This window comes from Aneurinibacillus sp. UBA3580 (assembly GCF_002375825.1).
In the GTDB taxonomy this organism is placed as follows: Bacteria; Bacillota; Bacilli; order Aneurinibacillales; family Aneurinibacillaceae; genus Aneurinibacillus; species Aneurinibacillus danicus.
Window position 1 is genome coordinate 974 of record NZ_DFMZ01000068.1, and the last position, 1,894, is coordinate 2,867.

Below are 1,894 nucleotides of genomic sequence, written 5' to 3' on the forward strand. Positions count from 1 at the left end.
TGCCGCTCGTCCTTTTTCCACACAGAAGACAAGCGGCCGCTTTGTGGCCCTTCGGTCGGACCGGCAAAACATCCGTGTACCCCGAAGAGGGAGACAATTGCCGGTCTTTCCCTCCCTCCAGGCCACACGCTCCACACGGAAAAAGCAACGGTCGGCACACGCCTCGCGAGTTTTTCCTCGATTACAATGGAGGGAAAGTATATTTCACTTTATCACTGTAAAGCGAAATATACTTTCCTATACATTAAAAAATGCCTCCTGCTTGTCCAAAGCAAGAGGCATTTCTTATTTAGTCTTTTTGCAACAGTCTGGCAAATTCTTCGTTGCGCCGCGCTTTTTCCGTGTCATCTGCTAAGTCGTATTTTTTTAACAAGTGAAATACATGGTTTAGCTCGGCTTGAGTCCGTCCGCTTTCCAAGTATTCCGGCAGGGAAGATGCGATGCCTGTCGGAAGATGCGGCTCGATTGCGCCCAGTTTATTGCGCACATCCTCTAAAGAATGGTCAATGCTGCATCCGGTCGTTTTCGGTTCCATGTCGCTCATCCTTTCGTTTGTCATTTGCCATGCAGGCTTGTGCCTATTTTATACGCATTTGTCCCTGATTGTGAATAGTCTATACGGAAAGGAAGGTGTTACTATGGGTAAATCCCCTAAAAAAGATAACAGACAGTTTAACGTACCGACCGTTCCGGGCTTACCGCCCCGTCCACCAACCGGCGGTTTTCCACCACCTCCACCCGGTTATTTCCCTCCATTCCAACCGCCGACACAGCCGCCGTACCCGGGTCCGTTTCCTGGAGAAGGGCAGCTCCCCGGAGGACAAGGCCAACCGCCTCAACCGACTTCGCCGCCGCCGAGTTTCGTTCCGCAGCAGCCGCAGGGAGGAGTCGGCACACTGGCGGTTGCACCAAGCAGCCTGCGCATGTGTCTGTACCGTTGGACGTATGTATGGCTATCGAACGGCGAGCAATACTGGATCTGGCCATTCTCTATCCAACAGAGGACCGTATCATTCTACCGATATATTCCTTTCTTTGGCTACACCATTGGCGGACTTGATACAAGGCGCATCAATTCTTTTGTCTGCAGCACCTACTAATCCGCTCGACGGATTTGTAACAGGGTCCGTCTTTTGTTTTTCTACGGCCTGTCATGCCTGTCTTAGACCCCGCATACATATGGGGTAGATGGGGACGAGAGGAGACGAACGGATGGCTACACTTGTGTTTCCCCTCCTGGCAGGGTTTGGGTTGTTTCTGGGCGGCATGCATTTCATGCGGCTCGGTTTGTTCGCGCTGGCGGGCGATAGTCTGCACCGCTGGCTTGTACGCTTTACGAAAACGCCGATGCGCGGCATGATTACAGGAACGCTGGTGACAATGCTTGTACAGAGCAGCAGCGCGGTGTCTGTCGTAACAATCGGGCTTGCGAACGCGCGCCTGCTATCGTTCCCGCAGACGGTAGGCATTATTCTGGGGACGAATATCGGGACGACGTTTACCACTCAATTGATTGCGCTCAACCCGCAGAAACTGGCGCTGCCGATGTTTCTCATCGGCTGCTCTGTATTGTGGCTACGTTCGCAGGTTGTGCGGGCAATCGGAATGTCGATGTCGGGTTTCGGATGTGTGTTTTTGGGAATTCAGATGATGCAAGTGGCAGCCGAACCGCTGCAGCATACACCATTCTTTCTATCAGCTCTGGCGCGGCCGGACAGCCATTATTTCAACGGCATCTTTCTCGGGGCGATGTTTACGGCCCTTTTGCACAGCAGTTCTGCCGTAACGGCGATGACGATGGGTTTTATGAAAGAGAAGATTCTGTCGCTGGGGATGGGAATTGCGATTGTGCTGGGCAGCAATGTCGGAACATGTATAACCGCCATTATGGCAG

At 52.5% G+C, this 1,894-nt stretch carries 3 protein-coding genes; 2 read left to right on the plus strand and 1 reads right to left on the minus strand.

Features of this window, described 5'->3' with window-relative positions; all coding sequences use genetic code 11:
• Nucleotides 1–289: 289 nt before the first annotated feature.
• Complete coding sequence (locus B2899_RS10515) at nt 290–535, minus strand: hypothetical protein (RefSeq protein WP_286885634.1); 246 nt, start codon at nt 533–535, stop codon at nt 290–292.
• Nucleotides 536–638: 103 nt separating this feature from the next.
• Here B2899_RS10515 and B2899_RS10520 point away from each other — a divergent pair, with 103 nt between their 5' ends.
• Both B2899_RS10520 and B2899_RS10525 read left to right on the plus strand, forming a co-directional pair.
• Nucleotides 639–1,100, plus strand: coding sequence for a collagen-like protein (locus tag B2899_RS10520; protein WP_146808563.1), 462 nt, complete (start codon nt 639–641; stop codon nt 1,098–1,100).
• 112 nt (nt 1,101–1,212) lie between these two features.
• Nucleotides 1,213–1,894: Na/Pi cotransporter family protein (locus B2899_RS10525; protein ID WP_286885636.1), on the plus strand; the 682-nt coding region annotated here is incomplete at its 3' end.